General features: G+C 50.9%; 17 protein-coding genes and 2 tRNA genes. 12 read left to right on the plus strand and 7 right to left on the minus strand.

From position 1 onward, the window contains the following. From ACQY18_RS04020 to metK, 3 genes are all read right to left on the minus strand, one after another. Positions 1-455, minus strand: a 455-nt coding sequence (locus ACQY18_RS04020) for a DJ-1/PfpI family protein (protein ID WP_428038945.1), incomplete at its 3' end; no start/stop codon positions are given. A 3-nt stretch (positions 456-458) separates the two neighbouring features. Continuing rightward, positions 459-911 (minus strand): C-GCAxxG-C-C family protein, encoded by a 453-nt coding sequence (locus ACQY18_RS04025; RefSeq protein ID WP_428038946.1) that lies wholly within the window; start codon positions 909-911, stop codon positions 459-461. Positions 912-961: 50 nt separating this feature from the next. After that, positions 962-2,122: a methionine adenosyltransferase gene (metK, locus tag ACQY18_RS04030; RefSeq protein WP_176777272.1), complete on the minus strand. Its 1,161-nt coding sequence runs from the start codon at positions 2,120-2,122 to the stop codon at positions 962-964. 305 nt (positions 2,123-2,427) lie between these two features. Here metK and ACQY18_RS04035 point away from each other — a divergent pair, with 305 nt between their 5' ends. Further along, entirely contained in the window at positions 2,428-2,979 is a 552-nt protein-coding gene (locus tag ACQY18_RS04035) for a type IV pilin protein (protein WP_428038947.1), read from the plus strand. A gap of 106 nt (positions 2,980-3,085) precedes the next feature. Here ACQY18_RS04035 and ACQY18_RS04040 read toward each other — a convergent pair whose 3' ends face one another. Genes ACQY18_RS04040 through ACQY18_RS04050 form a run of 3 tightly spaced genes read right to left on the minus strand, consistent with a single transcriptional unit; the run spans position 3,086 to position 5,827 of the window. Further along, the gene (locus ACQY18_RS04040; protein WP_428038948.1) at positions 3,086-3,952 is read right to left on the minus strand and encodes a VIT1/CCC1 transporter family protein; all 867 of its coding nucleotides are present in this window, start codon (positions 3,950-3,952) and stop codon (positions 3,086-3,088) included. Between the two features lie 4 nt (positions 3,953-3,956). Beyond that, a complete protein-coding gene (locus tag ACQY18_RS04045) occupies positions 3,957-5,387 on the minus strand; it encodes a M20/M25/M40 family metallo-hydrolase (RefSeq protein ID WP_428038949.1) in 1,431 nt (476 codons plus the stop codon). Continuing rightward, positions 5,384-5,827, minus strand: a complete 444-nt coding sequence (locus ACQY18_RS04050; protein ID WP_428038950.1) for a DUF192 domain-containing protein — start codon at positions 5,825-5,827, stop codon at positions 5,384-5,386. Before ACQY18_RS04050 ends, ACQY18_RS04045 begins: the two co-directional genes overlap by 4 nt. An 85-nt stretch (positions 5,828-5,912) precedes the next feature. Here ACQY18_RS04050 and ACQY18_RS04055 point away from each other — a divergent pair, with 85 nt between their 5' ends. The 8 genes from ACQY18_RS04055 (at position 5,913) to ACQY18_RS04090 (ending at position 14,775) form a co-directional block, all read left to right on the plus strand. Next, complete coding sequence (locus ACQY18_RS04055; RefSeq protein ID WP_428038951.1) at positions 5,913-6,446, plus strand: type IV pilin protein; 534 nt, start codon at positions 5,913-5,915, stop codon at positions 6,444-6,446. A gap of 94 nt (positions 6,447-6,540) precedes the next feature. Beyond that, the gene (locus tag ACQY18_RS04060; RefSeq protein WP_428038952.1) at positions 6,541-7,518 is read left to right on the plus strand and encodes an ABC transporter ATP-binding protein; all 978 of its coding nucleotides are present in this window, start codon (positions 6,541-6,543) and stop codon (positions 7,516-7,518) included. After that, positions 7,515-8,504 (plus strand): oligopeptide/dipeptide ABC transporter ATP-binding protein, encoded by a 990-nt coding sequence (locus ACQY18_RS04065; protein ID WP_176777267.1) that lies wholly within the window; start codon positions 7,515-7,517, stop codon positions 8,502-8,504. Before ACQY18_RS04060 ends, ACQY18_RS04065 begins: the two co-directional genes overlap by 4 nt. Positions 8,505-8,520: 16 nt before the next feature. Continuing rightward, the gene (locus tag ACQY18_RS04070) at positions 8,521-9,663 is read left to right on the plus strand and encodes a M20/M25/M40 family metallo-hydrolase (RefSeq protein WP_428038953.1); all 1,143 of its coding nucleotides are present in this window, start codon (positions 8,521-8,523) and stop codon (positions 9,661-9,663) included. 24 nt (positions 9,664-9,687) lie between these two features. Continuing rightward, positions 9,688-10,713: an ABC transporter permease subunit gene (locus tag ACQY18_RS04075; RefSeq protein ID WP_176777265.1), complete on the plus strand. Its 1,026-nt coding sequence runs from the start codon at positions 9,688-9,690 to the stop codon at positions 10,711-10,713. Positions 10,714-10,716: 3 nt separating this feature from the next. Beyond that, positions 10,717-11,592, plus strand: coding sequence for an ABC transporter permease subunit (locus ACQY18_RS04080; RefSeq protein ID WP_176777264.1), 876 nt, complete (start codon positions 10,717-10,719; stop codon positions 11,590-11,592). A gap of 54 nt (positions 11,593-11,646) precedes the next feature. Then, positions 11,647-13,263 (plus strand): class I adenylate-forming enzyme family protein, encoded by a 1,617-nt coding sequence (locus tag ACQY18_RS04085; protein WP_428038954.1) that lies wholly within the window; start codon positions 11,647-11,649, stop codon positions 13,261-13,263. Further along, entirely contained in the window at positions 13,264-14,775 is a 1,512-nt protein-coding gene (locus ACQY18_RS04090; protein WP_428038955.1) for an HD domain-containing protein, read from the plus strand. It begins immediately after the preceding gene. A gap of 71 nt (positions 14,776-14,846) precedes the next feature. Here the strand turns inward: ACQY18_RS04090 and ACQY18_RS04095 are convergent, their stop codons facing one another. Then, positions 14,847-16,685, minus strand: coding sequence for a DUF885 family protein (locus ACQY18_RS04095; protein WP_428038956.1), 1,839 nt, complete (start codon positions 16,683-16,685; stop codon positions 14,847-14,849). 208 nt (positions 16,686-16,893) lie between these two features. Between ACQY18_RS04095 and ACQY18_RS04100 the strand changes: the two genes are divergently transcribed. From ACQY18_RS04100 to tig, 3 genes are all read left to right on the plus strand, one after another. After that, positions 16,894-16,966: transfer RNA gene (locus ACQY18_RS04100), tRNA-Lys, on the plus strand. A 296-nt stretch (positions 16,967-17,262) separates the two neighbouring features. After that, positions 17,263-17,344: transfer RNA gene (locus ACQY18_RS04105), tRNA-Leu, on the plus strand. 30 nt (positions 17,345-17,374) lie between these two features. Next, positions 17,375-18,661 (plus strand): trigger factor, encoded by a 1,287-nt coding sequence (gene tig, locus ACQY18_RS04110; RefSeq protein ID WP_428038957.1) that lies wholly within the window; start codon positions 17,375-17,377, stop codon positions 18,659-18,661. Positions 18,662-18,787: the final 126 nt, after the last annotated feature.

An 18,787-nucleotide genomic window follows, 5' to 3' on the forward strand; every position in this document is an offset into this window, starting at 1 on the left:
GCCGCCGCACTTTTGCCGGTAATAATGCGCCCGTCCTGCACGGCGTAATCCGGCTGATAGTGCCCGCCGAAGTCTTCGTCCATGGCGGTAAAACAGGTGTAATTGCGGCCTTTTAAGTAGCCGGCGTGGCCCAAGAGGGTCGGCCCCGCGCAGATAGCGCACACATATTTATCCGCCTGCATAAAGGTTTTAATGAGTTGTTGCACGCCGGGGTGGGCTTCCAACGCTTTGTATTGCGGCCCGCCGGGCAAAATAAGCGCGGCATATTGGGCGGCATCCAACGTATCAAACGGTTTTAATTGGGCGCAGGTGAGCCCAAAGCGCCCGGTGGCTTGCGCGCCGTTTAGCGCATACACATCTACCGTCAGCCCGCCGCGGCGCAAAATGGCATACGTTCCTACGGCTTCAATTTCTTCAAAACCGTCGGTCACAATCATACAAACTTTCAGATTCATCGTTTACTCCTTATCGTGGCGGGGGGAATACGGCTCAAATTGCCCCGCAAATAAAAATTCTTCCGCCAGGCGGGCGCAATCGGCAATACAGCCGGAGCAGGAGCGCAGTACGCGCCCGGTGGAAATGCCTTTTAATTCCCGGCAGAGGGAGGAGCCGTTCCAGTTTTCAAACTGTTTGAGCAGTTTAGCGCCCGCTTGCACGGTGGCGCCCTTGGAGGAACGGTCCGTTAAGTTGCCGGAGCTGTTTTTTAGCCCCGTTAATACCATAAGCCCGCAGACGGCCCCGCAGGTGGCCCCGCTGGCGGCAATTCCTCCGGCAAAGGCTTCCAGGGCACGCAGGGCGGTGGGTTCGTCCATACCCAGTAAATCACAATAAGTGCAGGCAACGGCCTGGGCGCAGTTGTAGCCGTGTTTGGCGCGGCGGTCTACGGCTTGTTGAACGCGGGATTTTATCACAAGGTTTCTCCTAAAAGAACCCCGGGCCTGTTAAAAACCCGGGGTTGAAATTATTTAACGGCTTTTAGCAGGGCGGCTACTTTATCGGTAGCTTCCCACGGGAAACCCTTTCTGCCAAAGTGGCCGTAAGCGGCCGTTTGCAGATAAATGGGGTTTCTTAATTTGAAATGCTCAATAATTCCGCGCGGGGTAAGCGGGAAAATTTTGCGGGCAATTTCGGCCAGTTTTTCATCCGCAATTTTGCCGGTACCGTCCGTATCTACATAAAAACCGACGGGCTCATCGCGCCCGATGGCATAAGCAATTTGCACGGTACATTCGCTGGCTAATTTGGCGGCTACAATGTTTTTGGCAATATAGCGGGCCATATACGCGGCGGAGCGGTCCACTTTGGTCGGGTCCTTGCCGGAGAAAGCGCCGCCGCCGTGCGGGCAACGCCCACCGTAAGTATCCACAATAATTTTGCGGCCGGTGAGCCCGGTGTCGGACTGCGGCCCGCCGATAACAAATTTACCTGTGGGGTTGATATAAATTTTGGTATTTTTATCAATCCATTTTTTTACTATGGGCAAAATAGCCACGGTTTCAATTTCCCGTTTGGATTTTTCGGTAATTTTAGTGCCGGTTTTATCCAAAATTTCGGGCGTGTGTTGGGTGGAAAGCACAATGGTATCCACGCGGACAGGTTTACCGTCCACATATTCCACGGTCACTTGGCTTTTGGCGTCCGGCCCCAAATAAGGGAGGGTTTTTTCTTTGCGGGCTTTTTCCAAATTTTTCAAAATGTTGTTGGCCAGCACCAAAGAAAGCGGCATATATTCCAATGTTTCGTCCACGGCGTAGCCTACCATTAACCCTTGGTCGCCCGCGCCGCCCACATCTACCCCTTGGCTGATGTCCGGCGATTGTTTGCCGATTACGTTTACCACGGCGCAAGTATCGCCGTTGAAACCAAATTTTGCGTCCGTGTAGCCAATATCTTTAATTACCTGACGGGCGATTTGTTCCACGTCCACCCAAGTACGGGTGGTAATTTCTCCGCCTACTACTACCAAACCTCTGGTAATGTAGGTTTCGCACGCCACGCGGGCGGTTTTGTCTTTAGCTAAAATAGCATCCAAAACCGCGTCGGAAATTTGGTCGCATACTTTATCCGGGTGACCCTTGGAAACGGATTCCGACGTAAAGTAAAATTTGCCTTGTCTAATCATACATGCTCCGGGCGGAAAAATTTGAGGGGTAAACCGCCTTACCTATATATTATACCACTTTGCGCACTGGTAAAAGAACGCCTGTTTTTATTTTTTGGTGCCGTTGTTGCCCGGCAAAAATAAACCTGTGTTTGCTTGCGCAAAATGCCCGCCGTTTTGTGTTTGTACGGGGAAAAATTAAAAAAGGCTTGACTCGTTTTTTTTTTTGATACAGTGGCAATATGGGCCGAGCAAGGTTATATAAAAACTCCTACAGTACCCTTGAATCGGCCCACCTTGTTGTTTATTCCCAAAAGGAGGGAAATATGATTAAAACGAATAAGGGGTTCACCCTGATTGAATTACTGGTGGTGGTACTCATCATTGGTATTTTGGCCGCTATGGCCATGCCGCAATACTTCAAAGCGGTGGAACGCTCCCGCATGACGGAAGCCGACACCTTGCTGGGGAGCATTGCCCAAGCGCAGCGCCGCAAATTCTTGCAAACCAACAGATTTGCAACGGACTATCGTGGATTGGATGTATCCCCGAAAGGTTCTACTGGTGCCTTGTACTATACCAAAGGCAACCCGACAACCGGTGCGGGTGGCAACGGCTTTGGTGTGTCTTTGTCCGGCACTGATTTTGGTGGGGCCCACGGTGGTAAAGCTACGGCTACCCGCTACGCGGCCAGCGGCACCTTGCAATACAATTACAACTTGGTACGCTACTATCAGAGTGATAACGTCACCTGCAATGCCACTGCCGACTCTGCCGGGGCTGAACTGTGCGCGGACTTCTGCGGTATTGATACGCCGGTGGCTTCTTGCTGCAACAACGGTTCTTCCACCGCTTGTGCCGCTCCCACCGACAACTAATCAGCTAAATGCTTGAGTAAGTTTAACACCCCGCCCGGTTTTATACCCGGCGGGGTGTTTTTAGGTTTCAGCAGAATTTATGTTTTAGTTTCAGCAGAGTTTGTTTTTAGGCTTCAATGCCGGTAAGCGTTTTGAGCAGGTAGCCGATAAAAAAGCTCACGCCTGCCACGCCAAAACTCAAGCAGGCCATTTCCGTAAAGCGGCGGCGGAAGTTTTCCCCGCGGGCTACCGCATAATAGAACGAGAACGCCGCAATTAATAACAGCGCCGCCGCCAACATCACCCCCAACGCCACAAACACATTGGAAAGCAGTGCAAACGGGCTGACGAGCGCGGCCACCGTAAACACATACGCCACCCCGGTATACAGGGCGGCTTTCAGCGGGTGTTTTCCCTCGTCCTCGGATTTGGAAGATAAATATTCCGAAGAGGCCATAGAAAGCGCCGCCGCAATACCCGTAATGGCCCCGGTCAGCGCAATCAGTTTGGTATCTCTTAATGCAAAAGTAAACCCGGCTAATGCCCCGGTAAATTCAACCAGCGCGTCCGAAAGCCCCAACACCACACTGCCCATATAGGCCAGGCGTTCTTCGTTAATTAACACAATTAATTTTTGTTCGTGGGCGTCTTCGTCGCGGGCTAAATCCCGTATGGCGGGGTATTCGGTAAATTGGGAGTAATTTTTTACCGCGCCGTGTTCGCCGTTTTCCATCAGTTTAATGGCAAACGTCAGCCCCAGTACCCGCGCTAAAAGCGTATAAATAAAAATTTTGGTTTTGTTAGGCTCCGCGCTTACGCCGCTTTCTTTTAGAATCAGCTTATAGTGGGTGGCTTCTTCTTCGGCCAGTTGTTCCAGCGTGCGGCGGTTGTGGGGGTCTTTTTCACGGCGGGCCAAATAATGGTAAATATGGTATTCGGTCCGTTCGGCCTGTGCAAATTGGTGCAACTCTTTTAAGGTTTCTTGGTGGTTCATAATGCTATTTTTCGTTTACTGCTGGAAGGGGAAATTCCTGCCCGGCGGCAAAATCATACACCACACTGGCCACAAATTTTAATTGGTCGGATAAATCTTTCACGCTGATAAATTCGTCCGCCCCGTGGGTGCGGTTTTCTTGGGTGGGGTCCATATTGGGGCCTAACCCGTAGGTAATAACGCCTTTGCGGCGCAGAAATTCACTATCGCCGGAGGCGGGGCTCATGCCCGGTACGGTGATGGAATGGGGCACCAAACGGTCGCCCGCTTTTTCAATAGAGGCAAACAGCGGGTCGGACCCGTCCATCGGGGCGGGGAACGGCAATTCCGGCTGTTCTACTACTTCTAAACTAATTTCGTCATCTCCTTCAAACAGTTTTTTTAATTCTTCCAAAAAAGTGTCCGGGTCCGTCCCCGGCAACAGGCGCGCGTTTAACAGGGCGGAGGCTTCGCTACTGGTGGCGCCGCTATCCTTGCCGCCCGTCAGCACGGTGGGGGTAATGGTGTTTTTTAATTGCGTGCGGAAAAACGGGTCCAACGCCACAATTTCCGCCGCCATGGCGCGGTTTTTTTCGTCCGCACCCAGTAAAAAGTGCATGGTGGTTTGGGCGTCTTCGTCTTGCAGGGGGGCAATAGCTTTGAAAAATTTGTATGTGGTGGGGGTCATCCGCGCCGGGGCGTTGTATTGGGAAATTTTAGACAGCGCTTGGGACAGGCGGTACACCGCGTTGTCGTCCGACGGCATGGACGAATGGCCCGCCGTGCCGTAAGCCGTTATTTTTATATCCATATACATTTTGGTAGAGGCTTCCGCAAACACAATGGAAATGCCGTCTTTATCGCGGATAATTCCGCCGCCCTCGTTTAAGGCAAAGGCGGGGTTGATTTGGGCCCAATGCTCGTCCGCTAACCATTTTAGCCCGGTGGTACTGCCTACTTCTTCGCCGGAGGTTGCCAGGAAAATGACATCTCTTTTTAAGGGGATTTTATGCTCTTTTATCCAGGTAAACAAGGCTAAATAAACCGCGGTGTAATTTTTGGCATCTGTGGAGCCCAGGCCGTAAATGTTGCCGTTTTCCAACGTAGCTTTATAGGGCGGATACGTCCAGTTTTCGGCGGCGGAGGCGGTATCTAAATGGGAAATTAACAAAAGCGGCTTTTGGGCGGAATCGCTGCCTTTTAAGCGGGCCAAAATGTTGGCGCGCCCCGGCCGCGGGATTAAAATATCCCAATCAATGCCGTATTTATTGAGCTGTTTGTAAATAAACCGCGCGGCTTCGGTTTCGTTCGGCTCCGGCTCGGAAGTGTCAATGTTAATCAGCGCGGTTAAATAATCCTGCGCGCGTTTTTCCAAAACGGAGTAATCGTCCGCCGCCGTGCAAAACGCGGGGAACGCAACGAATAATAAGGAGGCGCACAAAATCAGTTTTTTCATTTGGTGTCCGTGGAAAAATGTAATTTACTGCCTGTTTTTATGCCGTGCTTGGCACTGGCGCCCGACGGCAGTTCCAACACATATTGGCCCTGCCCGTACACAACGGCAACGTCACTTTCCGGCGTGTAAGTGTAGGAATGGGGCACTTGCTCATGCACTTGGCGGACGGTTTTATCCGGCGCAATAAAAATGATGTCCAAATCTATCAGCGTGTTTTTCATCCAGAACGCTTGCATTTCGTCTTGTTCCATAAAAAACAGCATACCGTCTGCCGGGGCTAGTTTTTTTACAAACATCAGGCCCTTTTCTATTTTTTGGGGCGTATCGGCCACGCGCGCGTGAACGGTAAAACCGTCCGGCAAGGTCACGTCCGTCCGTTTGGCGCACCCGGCCGCACAAAAAATTAAAACTGTTAATAATAAAAGGGTCCGTTTTCCCATATATATAGTTTAGCAAATATGCGTTCCTTGCGTGTTGACGGTTCAAAAACGGATTTTGTACACTGAATAAATTGTAGGAGGTTTTATGAAAAAAGGTTTTACTTTAATTGAATTATTAGTAGTTGTATTAATTATAGGTATTTTGGCCGGTATGGCACTGCCGCAGTATTTTAAGGCGGTGGAGCGTTCCCGCATGGCGGAAGCGCAAAACTTGTTGGGCACGGTGGCCGATACCCAGCGCCATAAATTTATGCAATTTAACCGCTACGCGCAGGATTACCGCGGGCTATCCGTAGCGCCGCAAGGGGCGCAGGGCAGTGTGTATTACACCAAAGGGGACGTAGTCACCGGGGCCAACTGCAACGGCTTTGCCATTGTGTTAGAGCCGGAAACCGCTTTTACCCAAGGCAACGTGACGGCGCGGCGTTATGCCTCTAGCGGCACTTTGCAGTATGACTATGAACTGAAACAATACTACCAGGCCAAGGATTTAACCTGCCACGGCTTAAATTCCGCCGGGGAAGAACTCTGCACCGATTTTTGCGGTACGGAAACCCCCAGCGAGTATTGCTGTACGGACGGCCGCCAGCAAGCCTGCCCGGAACCTGCCGCTTTATAGCCGCGGAGCTTTTCAAGAGCCCTGCCCGCTTTCCCGCGCGGCGGGGCCTTTTTAATTTAGTTTGACGGTGTGGCTAAATTGCTATAATAATAGTATGAGTGATACTATGCCCGTTTTGGACGTGCAGGATTTGCATGTTTCTTTTACTACCGAGGACGGCCCCGTTGAAGTATTAAAAGGGTTGTCCTATACGCTCCCCAAAGGGAAAGTGTTGGCGGTGGTGGGGGAATCGGGCAGCGGTAAAACGGTGCATGCGCTTTCTCTACTGCGCCTGTTGCCGCCTACGGCCCGCATTACCCAAGGGCATATTTGGTTCCGGGGGAAAGATGTGGTAAATTTGCCTCCGGCCGAATTACGCAAACTGCGCGGAAGCCGTATTTCTATGATTTTCCAAGACCCCATGACCAGCCTAAACCCGGTTTTTACCGTGGGGCACCAATTAACCGAAACTATTTTAGCCCATACCAAAATGTCCAAGCTCCGCGCGCACGCCGCGGCGGTGCGGCTGTTAAAAAAAGTGGGCATTGCGGATGCGGCCAAACGCTATTATGCGTATCCGTTCCAATTTTCCGGCGGCATGTGCCAGCGCGTAATGATTGCCATGGCGCTTGCGTTGCGGCCCGACGTGCTAATTGCCGACGAGCCCACCACCGCATTGGATGTGACTATCCAAGCCCAAATTTTACGCTTGATTAAAAAATTGCAAAGCCAAACCGGGCTTTCCGCCGTGTTTATTACCCATAATTTAGCACTGGTGGCGGACGTGGCCGACGACGTATTAGTGCTTTACGGCGGGCTTTGTATGGAGCGCGCCCCGGTGGAAGATTTGTTCGCGCGCCCGCTCCACCCATACACGCAGGGGTTGTTAAATTCCCTGGTGTCCGTGCATAAAAAGGCGGACGTGTTGCCCGCTATACCGGGTTATCCGCCGGTGCCCGGGCGCGAGGTAGCCGGCTGTCCGTTTGCCCCGCGTTGCCCCAAAGCGGTTAAAAAATGTTTTGAAGCCCGCCCGCCGCTAAAAGAGTTCGGCCCGCGCGCCGTGGCCTGTTGGAACGTAAAGGAACCCCTATGAACCCGGTAGAAATTACCCATTTATATAAAACGTATACGCGCAAGCGGTTTTTATCCTTCGGTAAGCAGGACACTACCCCTGTTTTGCGCGGGATTACGCTTACCCTGAAAGAAAATAAAGTGTTGGGCCTGGTGGGGGAATCGGGCTGTGGGAAAACTACGCTTACCAAAATTGTACTGGGGTTGGAAAAAGCCACCTCCGGCCGCGTGATTGTGGACGGCAAGGATGTAAGCACATTATCTAAAGCCGGGTTCAAAAAATTGCGCCGTTTTGTACAGGTGGTGTTTCAGGACCCGTACTCCAGTTTGGACCCGCGCATGAGCGTGCGGCAGTTAATCAGCGAGCCGCTAGATATACACGGTTTGCATAAACCGCGCGAAGAACGCCAAAAAGTGCTGGAAGATTTAATCCGCTCCGTGGGGCTTTCGCCGGAGCATTTGAACCGCTATCCGCATGAATTTTCCGGCGGGCAACGCCAGCGTATTGCTATTGCGCGGGCGTTGGCGTTAGACCCTAAAATTTTAATTGCCGACGAGCCCGTCAGCGCGTTGGATGTGTCGGTTCAGGCGCAAATTTTGAATTTATTAAAAGAAATTAAAGAAAAGCGGCATTTATCTATGTTGTTTGTATCGCACGATTTTGCCGTGGCCCGCTTTTTGTGTGACGAAATTGCCGTGATGTATAAAGGCCAAATTTTGGAATATGCCCCCAGCGAGGAGCTGTTTTCCAACCCGCAACACCCGTATACGGAGGCTTTGCTTTCCGCCGTGCCGGTGCCCAATCCCGCCCACCAAAAAAAGCGGGAGCCGGTATCGCTCAGCGTAAAAAAAGGGATGGAAAACCACCCGTGTCCGTTTGCCGCGCGGTGCCAATATGCCGGGGCCCAATGCCGCTGTACGCAAACTTTGGCCGAGGCTTGCCCGGGGCATTGGTGCGCGTGCGCCAAACTGCCGTTTAAGGAACATAAAAGCGCGTTTGCCGTCTGATATAGGAGCAAAAAATATGAATGAACAACGCTTATTAAATACTTTTTTGGAACTGGTCCGCACGGACAGTGAATCTTATTTTGAACGCCCCATGCAGGAATTAGTGGTGCGCAAATTGCAGGATTTAGGCGCCCGCGTGTATGTGGATAACGCCGGGGAAAAATATGAAACCAACGCCCAAGGCAACGTGATGGCCTTTTTTGCGGGCACGGCCCCGAGCGAGCCCATTTTGTTGGCCGCACATTTGGATACCGTCACTCCGGGCAAAGGCGTTAAACCCGTCGTGCAAAAAGAGCGTATCACCAGTGACGGCACCACCGTTTTAGGCGGCGATGATAAAGCCGGGGTAGCCATTATTTTGGAATTACTGGCCACCTTAAAAGAGCAGGAAAAGCCGTATCCGCCGGTGGAAGTGCTGTTTACTTTAACGGAAGAACGCGGGATGTGCGGCTCTAAAAATTTAGATTATTCCCACTTAAAAAGCCGCGAGGGGCTCATTTTGGATAACGAAGCCCACGACGAACTGCTGATTCAAGGCCCCAGCGTAAGCGATATTGAGGTGTGGATTAAAGGCGTGGCCGCCCATGCGGGCGTTTGCCCGGAAAAAGGCATTTCCGCCGTGGAAGTAGCCGCCAAGGCGTTAGCCAAAATGAAGTTAGGCCGCGTGAATAAAGATACCGTTGCCAACTTTGCCATTATCCGCGCCGGCGGAACGGCTACCAACGTGGTGACGGACGAAATCTATTTGAAAGGCGAAGCCCGCAGTTTATGCCCTAAAAAGCTGGAAAAAGAGCTGGCCCATATTGAGGATTGTTTGAACGCGGCGGCCGCGCAATTTGTAAAAACCGTGGACGGCAAAACCATCCGCCCGCATATTACTTTTAAGGCCACTTCGCGTTATGGGGCGGTGCAGGTTTCCAAACAGGCGCCCATTGTAAAATTAGTCAAAGCGGCCGCCAAACGCCAAGGGGTCAACTTGCGTACGGTGGGTTCCGGCGGCGGTTGTGATGCCAATGTGCTTTCCGGCTATGGGTTTACGTTGCCCAATTTGGGGGTGGGCGTGCAAAACTGCCACACCACAAACGAATATTTGGAGCTAAAACCGTTTTTTACCGCATTCAAAACCGTGTTGGATACGGTGCTGAATTACCGTAAATAATTTTTAGGAAGGATATTGTACCGTATGTTTAATTACATTTTGCGCCGCTTGTTATTGTTGCCCCTGGTTATTTTAGGGGTGACGTTTCTGCTTTTCTTTTTAACCCAGCGGCTCAGCCCGGAAATGCGCGCCTCGTTATACATCAAAGACCCCCGGCAAATGGGCTCTTTGGAAGAAGTCATCCAAAAATACGGGTTGCGGGACAATGTGTTTAAGCAATACGGCCGCTGGTTGGGCAACGCCTTAAAAGGGGACCTGGGATACAGCCAAAGTGCCAATATGCCGGTATCCCAAGCCATTAAAGCCTATTTGCCCGCTACGGTGCAACTGGCGGTAGTGACGATTATTTTGGTGGTCTTTTTCGGCGTGTGGTTCGGGTGCGTGTCCGCCGTTAAAAAGGATAAGTGGCAGGACGTGGCCGCGCGGTTGTTTTCCGTGGGGGGCTTTTCATTACCGATTTTTGTGTTGGGCTTGTTATTACTCATGCTCTTTTACGGCAAGCTCGGCTGGTTTGCCCCCGGCGGCTACTCCGTCTATACGGATGTGGTGGTTCATAGCGGGAATTTCCATACTTATACCGGGTTTTTGTTGGTGGATGCCCTGCTTAACGGTAATTTGCGGGTGTTTGGGGATGTGTTATCCCATTTAGTGCTGCCGGCGGTCACGTTGTGCATTGGCTCTTTTGCGCTGATGGTGCGCGTAATGCGCTCCAGTATGTTGGAAGAATTAGGCAAAGATTATGTGCGCACCGCCCGCGCCAAAGGGCTTACGGAGCGCGCCGTCACTTATAAACACGCGGGCAAAAATGCTATTATCCCGGTGATTACACTGGCCAGTATCCAGTTTATCCGCTTGTTGGGGGGAACGGTTATTGTGGAAACGATTTTTGAATACCCCGGTATCGGCCGCTTTGGCGTTATTGCCGCACAGCAGTTGGATATTGCGGGCATTATGGGGTTTTCCCTGATGGTGGCGGTGTTGTTTGTGTTGGGTAATTTACTTTCGGATATTTTATATACGGCGGTGGACCCGCGTATTCGGCTGGATTAACAAATGTTAGAAAACCGTATTTTTAAGCGTTTTATAAAAAATAAAACTTCCCTGTTCGGGTTGGTGTTGGTGTGCTTTTTCGGGCTGGTGGCCTTGTTTGCCCCGCTGTTGGCCCCGGCACAAAACCCCAATAACCCGTATCAAATGCCGCAGAGCAGTTATGATATTGCGCCGCAAACGCCGTCTGCCCAACATTGGTTCGGCACGACGGAACAGCAGTATGATTTGTTTTACGGCGTGGTATGGGGGGCCCGGCTGGCGTTTAAGATTGGCATTAGCGTCACCTTTTTTGCGTTTTTAATCGGTATGTTGGTGGGCGGCGCGGCGGCGTATTTCGGCGGTGCGCTGGACGAAGTGCTTATGCGCCTGACGGACGTGGTGTTTGCGGTGCCGTCTTTGGTGCTGGCTATGGTTATTGCCGCCATGTTAGGGCCGGATATACGCAATATGATGATTGCCCTGACTGCCGTGGCGTGGCCGTCTTACGCGCGGTTGGTGCGCGGGGATATTTTGTCCGTCAAACAGCGCGATTATGTGACGGCGGCCCGGGCTTTAGGCGCGCGCGGCCCGCGGATTATGTTGCGCCATATTCTGCCCAATTCTATTTATCCGTCCGTGGTGGTAGCCAGTTTGGATATTGGGTATATTGTGCTGACGGCGGCCTCGCTTTCCTTTTTGGGGTTGGGGGCTCAGCCGGGCACGGCCGATTGGGGGCAGTTAATTGCCATGGCGCGCAACTGGGTGTTGGGGACGTCCGGCAATACGCTGGCGTATTGGCACACGGTGTTTATCCCCGGCGGAGCGATTTTCTTGTTTGTGTTGGGTTGGAACCTGCTGGGCGACGCTTTCAGAGATATTTTGGACCCGCGCCAGGGCTGATTTTTACTACAATAAAGAAAAGAGGTCTTTTGTACCTAAAAAGAGGATAGAGCTATGATTAGACGTAAAGATTTATATACCGCTTTAGCTGACAGTGCGTTCCGCTACCCGGAAAAAGTGGCTTTGGTAGAAGCCGGAACCAAGCGTTCCATTACTTACCGGGAACTTCTTGTGCAGGTGGACCGTATTGCCGATATGTTATTTGAACACGGCATTAGAAAGGGCGACCGCGTGGCTGTGGCGCACCGCAATTCCATTAATGTAGTAGCCACCAATTTCGGTTTATATAAATTGGGCGCGGTGTGTATCCCCATGAACTTTATGGTGACCAAGCCCGAAGAACTGATTTATATTTTGAAAGACTCCGGCGCAAAAGCCGTTGTCACGCAAGCGGAATTTATCCGCCATTATGTAAAAATTTTGCCGGAACTGCCCGAATTAAAAACCATTTTTACGACGGACGAAATCCCGCTGTCCGCCAAAGACTGCCCGATTGTGGAAAAATTCTGGGAACAGGTGGAAAAATCCACCTTCCACGAAGAAACCGCCAATCCGGCCGCCGGGCTGGAAGATTTAGCCTTTATTTTGTATACGTCCGGCACCACGGGCTTGCCCAAAGGCGCTATGCTCACGCACGGCAATTTGGCCAGTAATGTCATTTCCTGCGCGCAGATTTTTAAGATTACGGACGACGACGTTTTCTTGTGTTTACTGCCGATGTTCCACTCTTTTGCGTGGACGGCGTGCGTGATTATCCCCATGTACTTAAACTTAAAAGTGGTTATTGTGGCCAACATTATGCCGGCCAGCCACTGGTTGGGCGCCATGGGGGCCGAAAAAGTGACCGTCATTTTGGCCGTGCCGCAAATTTATGCGGTGCTTTCCAAAGAAGCCAAAGGGCTCAAACAGCTTTATTTGCGCTTTTGGCCGTTCAAAAACGTGCGCTTTGCGGTGTCCGGCGCGGCTCCGCTTACGCAGGATATTAAAGACCGTTTTGAAAAGAAAATCGGCGTGCCGATTTTGGAAGGCTACGGCTTAACGGAAACCAGCCCGGTCGTCAGTGTAAATACGGAAGAACTCCAAAAAATCAAATCCGTCGGCCCGGCTATTCCGGCCGTAAGCGTGATTGTGCTGGACGAAGACGGCAAGGAAATGCCCCGCAATAAAGAGGGGGAACTTTGCATTAAAGGCCCCAACGTATTTAAGGGCTATCTGGGCAACGAAAAAGCCACCCACGATGCGTTTACCGACGACGGCTGGTTCAAAACCGGCGATATCGGCGTGATTGACGACGACGGCTTTATTTTTATTAAAGACCGCAAGAAAGATATGATTATCATTAAAGGGCTGAAAGTATTTTCTGCCCAGGTGGAAGCCGTCATTTGCGAACACCCGGCCATAGAAGAATGTGCCATTATCGGCGTGCCGGACGGCCGCGGCGGCGAATTTATAAAATGCTATGCGGTTAAAAAAGAAGGCGCGCAAATTACGGATGCCGAATTTAACAAATTCTTAAAAACGCATTTGGATAACTACAAACGCCCGCGCCTTTTTGAATTTGTGGAAGAATTGCCCAAAAATGCCCTGCGTAAAGTGTTAAAGCGGGAACTGCGCAAAGACGCTATTGCCAAATTGGCCCAGCGCCAAGTAAATACGGAAGAAGGAATGTAAATGACGGATTCTATCGCCGCGGTTATTAAACGCACTGCCCCCAATGCACACTATGTGGGGGGCATTGTGCGTAGCAGTTTATTAAAACGCTGGTCCGGCGATATAGACCTTACTTTACCGAAAGAAGAGGTTAAAAAAACGGCTCTTGCACTGGCTAAAAAATTGCACGCGGCCGTGTTTGAAATGGACCCCCAATTCGGCGTGTGGCGCTTGGTCACGCGCCGGGAAGGGTTGCAAATTGACCTTTCGGCTTGGCAAGGCAAAACCCTGAAAGAAGACCTGTTGCGCCGGGATTTTACTTTTAATTCCCTGGCCTATCCCACCACGGCGCCGGTGCAAATTTCCCTTAAAAAACAAGACGGCAAAACCCGCGTTTTATTAAAGGGGTTGCGCCGCGCGCAAATTGTGGATTATTCCAACGGTATGCAGGCGGTGCGGGAGCGGGTAATCCGCTTAAATTCCCCGCGCGTGCTGGCGCAGGACCCTTTGCGGATGCTAAGGGCTTTTCGCTGTGCGGCGGAGTTAAAATTTACCATAGACGGGAGCGTTTTGCGGCAAATTAAAAAAGATGCCTCTTTAATTTGGCAGAGCGCCGGGGAACGCATACAGGAAGAACTGGTGCGCTTGTTTAACACCTCCCAAGCGTACGAAAATGTTGTGCTGATGGATAAGTGCGGGCTTTTGACGGCGGTCTTCCCGGCGTTAGAGCCGCAACGCACCTGTGCCGAGGTTTACTACGGCAAAGGCGGCGTGCTGACCCACACCTTAAACACCCTGCGGCGTATGGAATTTTTATTGGATAATTTACCCAAGGCGTTCCCTAAATATGCCAAAAAACTGGCTCCGTTGGCGCAAGATAAAGCCCTTTTTAAGATGACCGCCCTGTTGCACGATTTAGCCAAGCCGTCCACCGCCAAAGTGGTGGGGGACCGCCTGCGGTTTTTTTATCACGAAGAACGCGGCGCGCGTATGGCCAAAAAAGAGCTGGAAAAATTGCATTACAGCCGGGCGGATATGCGCCTGATTTGCGCCATGATTGCGGAGCATTTGCGCCCGAGCAATTTGGCCAGTAATGATGTAATTACGGACCGCGGCGCGTATCACTTTTTCCGGGATTTGGGGGATGCCGCCCTGCCGCTTTTGCTGTTGTGTTGGAGTGATTACACCAGTTATGTGACGGATGCCCAACTTAGGCGTATTTTGCCCCGTAGCGGGGAGCGGATGATGAGTTTGGAACGCGCCAAAAAAACGGCCAATATCGGCAAAACCCTGCGGCATTTGCAGGTGCTTTCCTTACTGCTTAAAAAGTATTTTGAACAACCCAAAAAAATAAAACCCACCCAATTAATTAACGGGCGGGAAATTATGCAGGCGCTGGACATAAAACCGGGCCCGCAAGTGGGGGAACTGCTGGAAAAGGTGGCCGATGCACAGGTGGATGGAAAAGTAGTCACCAAAGAAGATGCCCTGGCGTTTTTGAAAAGTTTACCCCTGCCCGCGCCGGAAAAATAAGGATTAAAAACTATAAAATAAATCCGGGTCTGCGTTTGGCAGGCCCGGATTTTTGTGCGTTCAAAAGCGGTTTATTTCTTGTTTTTGTAAGCATCTTCCAACGCTTTGGAAAGCTGGGCGGGGGGAATATCCCCAATGCCCAATATGCGCGCGTTGAAATCCGCCGCGTTAAAGCGTGCGCCTTGTTTCTTTTGGTATTTTTGGCGCAGGGTTTTAAGCGTTTCGTACCCGACGGGATAAGAAAGCGCTTCCCCGGGGAGTGCGGTGGCGGATTTGATGATTTTTTCCGCTTCTTCTTTTTCAAACCCGTTGGCCTGGGTTAAAAAGGTCATGGCATCCGCATAGGAAAATTGCCCCAAGTGCAAGTTTACATCCACGGCGGCCGCGGCGGCCCGGCGGTAGTCTTCAAAGGCCAAAAACAGGTTGTCCGTATCGGTGATAATGTATCCGGCCTCTTGCGCGGTGTGCTGGGCGTAAACGCTCCAACCGTTATTGAGCGTAGGCACGCCGTAGCGTTTGCGTATGCCGCCCAACGCATTTTGCTGAACCGATTTATAATAGCGCCCGGGCACCAATTCCCCGGCAATCATCAGCTTGCGGGCAGAGGGGTTTAAGTCCTGCACGGCCATTTTGTGTTTGGCCAGTGCGTTGCCGGTGGGCAAGCGGACAAAAAAGTCGTCCGTCGGCAAGTTTTGCGCCCCGTAAGGCGGCACAAATTTATAGGCTTGCATATACGCAAAATAAGCAGGCAGGGCTTGCACATTAAACGGCCCCTTAAATGCTTTTACGGCGTTGCGGTCTGCCAAAAAATCGGCCGCGTTTTGGGCTTCCTGCGCAATAGAAAATAAGATGTTGTTGGTGCTTGCGTCCAAGGCCAGGCGGTTTTTTATGGTGTAAAAATCAGCCGCGGTGGGCAAGGGCGCTTTTTTGTTGCGTTTTTTCTTTTTGGCCTTTTTTACCGGGGCGGAGCCGTCTTCGGTAATTACTTCGGCTTCTTCGTCGGCACTGACCGTAAAGGGTTCCAGCGCTTCTTGCAGGTTTTTGCGCGCTTCCAACAGGCGGCGTTGGGCCGCTTTGCGCAGGGCGGAGGGAGAATCCGTAATAAAGTATTTATTTTGCAACACAAATAAGTAGTCTTTTTCGCCCAGGCGGAAATCCGGCGTTTCTTCTTGCTGGGAAAGCGCCTTAAAATACTCAAACATATTTTTTAAGTTTTTGCGGGCGATATTGGTTTTTTTAACCGCATCTTGCCGGGATAGGTCGTCTTGCGCTTGGGTTTGCAGGTGGTGGGAAACTTGCTCATAGGCCAGATAGGCGTAATAGGCTTTTTCCATAGCCAGTTGGGCCAAAAAGGCAGACGGCGCTTTTAAGTTTTGGCGGGCTTCAGTGGCGGTTTGGGCCAACGCGGCCGAGCGGGCAGAGAGCGCTTCGTTCTGGCGGGTTTGTAAACTTAAACGCTTTAGGAGTAAATCATATACCGCATCATACGCTTGGGTGTAGTAAAGCGGGTCCGTAGTTAAACGGTTGCGGTTTAGTTGCCAAATTTCGTAATTTACGCGGGCTTTTAACAAGGCGTAATCCGTGCGTTTGGCGGGGGAGAATTTTTCGCCGTGCATTTCTTTAATGGCGGTTTGCAGGCTTTGCAGGGCCAGCAGGGCGGCTTGGTCACGCGCCGGGGTGCGGGTATCTAACTGCGTATTGGCAGATTCAAACCCCAGCAAGGTGGCCCGCTCCGGAAAGAACGTAAGCATAATGGATTCATAGCGGTTGGACGCTTCCATTAAAGCGTTGTCTTCCATCATGGCGTCAATATCGTCAAAAATGGCGAAAGGGTCGCCGGCGGAGTGCGCCGGATAAGCCGCCAATAAACTAACGGCAACCAGCGCAAGAAGGGTTTTCCATTTATTCATTTTGTGTCCTTATAAGGTTAAGATATTCTATTATTATAGCAAGTTGAAAGCACTTCTGCCCGCGGGATAGTTTTGCACATTTGGGGCAAAATATGGTAAAATAAAATTATATTAAAACGCCGTAGGCAGAGCCGTTCTGCCGTTTGCCCGCCCGGGCAAAACGCAACAAATACTGCGTTTTTTGCTATAATTAAAGTATACTTGTGACGGGCCATTAGCTCAGTTGGTAGAGCAGACGCCTCTTAAGCGTAAGGTCGTGAGTTCGAGCCTCACATGGCCCACTTTTTACTTTTCAGCTTTTCATTCCCTTTCTATTTTTTTGTATACACCGATGTTTTTGACACGTTATTATTGCGCCCGTTTTGTCCACCCGTTTGATGGGTTTAGCTATTTGGAATATTTTTTTGCGGTTCCCGGCGTGTATGCGGGGGCCCGGCAATTTACGGTTGCAAATATGGTATAATAAATAAATGTATGGGCCGCTAAGTAAGGGGCCTCCCGGGCAGATAGGTATATTGCTTGGGGGCGCACTTTGGCCGGCCTGCTTTTTTCGTGTAAATAATTTTAATAAAAAAACGGACGGATGGCGGAATCGGCAGACGCGTACGCCTTAGGAGCGTATGGAGCAATCCGTGAGGGTTCAAGTCCCTCTCCGTCCATTTTTTGAACCAAAAACAGGAGTGTAAGACATGTCTATTTTCAAAACCGCAGAAGCGGGTGACGTAAAAGCCAAACAGCTGTCTAAAGAAGGCTGCAAGGTCACTTTAGCCGTAGAAGCTACCCCCGCTCTGGTAAGCAAATGCTTTCAAAATGCCGCCGTACAGGTGCAATCCCGTGCCCAAATGCAGGGTTTCCGCGCCGGGAAAGTACCGCTGGATTTGGTCAAACAAAATTTTGGCGGCCATATTAAAGAACGCGCCTTGGATTTAACGGTAAAAGCCGCCATTACCGCGGCTATGGAACAAGCCAAATTGAACCCGGTGGCCGTGCCGGTGCTTACCAAAGGTGATTTTGCCGCTTTTGATGACGGCAAAGCCTTCAATTTTGAAATTGCCGTAGATGTTGCGCCGGAATTTGACGTAAAAGATTACAAAGGCATTACCTTAACCAAAAAGGCCGAAACCGCCACGGATGCCGAAGTGCAGGAAAATTTGGACCGCGTTTTGGATGCCAACGCCCGCTTGGAAAACACCGCGGATGACGCCGTTATTGACGACAAATGCTATGCCGTGGTGCATTACAAAGGCCAAAGAAACGGCAAAGACGACTACAAACTGTCTGCCGATAGCGAACTGATTGATATGGCCGCCCCGCAAACCATGCCCGGCTTGGCAGATGCCATTAAAGGGCTCAAAAAAGGCGATAAAAAATCTTACGAAACCAAAGAAGGCAAAGATACCTTGTCTTTTGAAGTGACCGTAGACGAAATTAAAAACAAAGTATTGCCCAAATTGGACGATGCTTTTGCCAAAGACATGGGTTTTGATACCTTGGACGCGCTGAAAGCCAAAGTAAAAGAAAGCCTGGACGAAGAAGCCAAACAAAACGCCCGCCGCGCCGAAACGGCCGAAATTGAAGACCATTTGATTAAAATGAATCACTTTGATTTGCCGCAAAGCCTGGTGGAAGAATATACGGAATCTTCCTTGCGCAACTTTGTCACCAGCATGACCAAAATGAAACCGGAACAGCTGACGGCCGAACAGCGCAAAAGTTTTGAAGAACGCATCCGCCCGTCTGTGGAAAAGGACTTGCGCGTAGGGTATATCATCCACGCTATTGCCAAAAAAGAAAATTTGGAAGCCACGGAAGCGGATTGGAAAGCCGAACTGGACAAGAGCTTAGCCAGCGCCAATAACAAAGCCGAAGAAAAGAAAATTAAGGTTTTCTTTGACGAACGCAAAGCGCACATTATGGCTACCTTGGGCGAACGCAAAGTTTTTGAATTTCTCAAAAACAACGCCGTCACCAAATAGTTTACGCCGGTTAGTTTGCGGCCCCGCTAGGCAATTTATGCGGGGCCGTGGTATCTGTAAATTTTGTGTAGTGCCAACGTTTTAGGCGTGCCTAAGATGATTGGTTTAACCTCAACGGGGAGGGGG

This window comes from Candidatus Avelusimicrobium faecicola (assembly GCA_900540405.1).
Lineage (GTDB): Bacteria > Elusimicrobiota > Elusimicrobia > Elusimicrobiales > Elusimicrobiaceae > Avelusimicrobium > Avelusimicrobium faecicola.

Bases quoted from the DNA above. Each gene is read 5' to 3' on its own strand.
- metK (WP_176777272.1), bottom strand. From the start codon at position 2,122: ATGATTAGACAAGGCAAATTTTACTTTACGTCGGAATCCGTTTCCAAG.
- ACQY18_RS04035 (WP_428038947.1), top strand. From the start codon at position 2,428: ATGATTAAAACGAATAAGGGGTTCACCCTGATTGAATTACTGGTGGTG.
- ACQY18_RS04040 (WP_428038948.1), bottom strand. From the start codon at position 3,952: ATGAACCACCAAGAAACCTTAAAAGAGTTGCACCAATTTGCACAGGCC.
- ACQY18_RS04045 (WP_428038949.1), bottom strand. From the start codon at position 5,387: ATGAAAAAACTGATTTTGTGCGCCTCCTTATTATTCGTTGCGTTCCCC.
- ACQY18_RS04050 (WP_428038950.1), bottom strand. From the start codon at position 5,827: ATGGGAAAACGGACCCTTTTATTATTAACAGTTTTAATTTTTTGTGCG.
- ACQY18_RS04055 (WP_428038951.1), top strand. From the start codon at position 5,913: ATGAAAAAAGGTTTTACTTTAATTGAATTATTAGTAGTTGTATTAATT.
- ACQY18_RS04060 (WP_428038952.1), top strand. From the start codon at position 6,541: ATGAGTGATACTATGCCCGTTTTGGACGTGCAGGATTTGCATGTTTCT.
- ACQY18_RS04065 (WP_176777267.1), top strand. From the start codon at position 7,515: ATGAACCCGGTAGAAATTACCCATTTATATAAAACGTATACGCGCAAG.
- ACQY18_RS04070 (WP_428038953.1), top strand. From the start codon at position 8,521: ATGAATGAACAACGCTTATTAAATACTTTTTTGGAACTGGTCCGCACG.
- ACQY18_RS04075 (WP_176777265.1), top strand. From the start codon at position 9,688: ATGTTTAATTACATTTTGCGCCGCTTGTTATTGTTGCCCCTGGTTATT.
- ACQY18_RS04080 (WP_176777264.1), top strand. From the start codon at position 10,717: ATGTTAGAAAACCGTATTTTTAAGCGTTTTATAAAAAATAAAACTTCC.
- ACQY18_RS04085 (WP_428038954.1), top strand. From the start codon at position 11,647: ATGATTAGACGTAAAGATTTATATACCGCTTTAGCTGACAGTGCGTTC.
- ACQY18_RS04090 (WP_428038955.1), top strand. From the start codon at position 13,264: ATGACGGATTCTATCGCCGCGGTTATTAAACGCACTGCCCCCAATGCA.
- ACQY18_RS04095 (WP_428038956.1), bottom strand. From the start codon at position 16,685: ATGAATAAATGGAAAACCCTTCTTGCGCTGGTTGCCGTTAGTTTATTG.
- tig (WP_428038957.1), top strand. From the start codon at position 17,375: ATGTCTATTTTCAAAACCGCAGAAGCGGGTGACGTAAAAGCCAAACAG.